Source organism: Synechococcus sp. R6-5, assembly GCF_047461775.1.
In the GTDB taxonomy this organism is placed as follows: Bacteria; Cyanobacteriota; Cyanobacteriia; order Thermostichales; family Thermostichaceae; genus Thermostichus.
This window is the reverse complement of the sequence record NZ_JANSHV010000322.1, coordinates 1-604: the sequence shown is the minus strand read 5'-3', so window position 1 is coordinate 604 and position 604 is coordinate 1. Positions and strand designations below refer to the sequence as shown.

General features: G+C 59.3%; 1 pseudogene. It reads left to right on the top strand.

From position 1 onward, the window contains the following. Positions 1 to 16: 16 nt before the first annotated feature. Positions 17 to 604: pseudogene (locus NW818_RS13345) on the top strand (glycosyl transferase family 1); the annotation flags it as partial.

The following is a 604-nucleotide window of genomic DNA, read 5'->3' as shown; positions in this document are numbered from 1 at the left end:
GCTGCAGCAGAAGGGAGTGCCCGAGCGAGTTCATGAGGTGAGGGGGGAGCCGAGCAGTTGGCCCAGCTTTGATGCGGTGGTGTGCACGGTGGGAGACTTGCAGCGGCTGGGGCGGCCTTTGAGAACCAGCTTTGCTTTCATCCTGGGAGAAGACACCCAGCTCCTCTTTGCCAATGCGGGAAACATAACAGAAACTTTTCTCATTGACTTAGTCCAAGGCCGCAGCTCCGTTCCGTCAGCTTGGCTGTGGGGGTACGAAGGCGTCGAGTACGAAGGAACGGTGGCCAGACTTAGTCGAGTCTATCAGCCTGCTGTTTCTGTTCTTTCTGATGTCAGGGTTGTCGTGGATGTGAGAGCGGGGGTGGGCGTGGCCAGCGCTTGTTTCAGAACTCTTCACCCTGAGGCGGCTATTCACTGTTTCGAGGTGGATCCCCTAGCTCTACACCTGCTGCGGCAGAATATTCTCAGCTTGGGCAACTGCTTTGTGCATTCGGTGGGGCTGGCGGGGCAGGATAGCTGCAGAACCCGTCGCCTCTGGCCGGAGGATCCTCAGGCCGAGTGGGGAGTGGAGCAGCTGCTCCCTTTCCGGGAAGCCAGGGCAGCC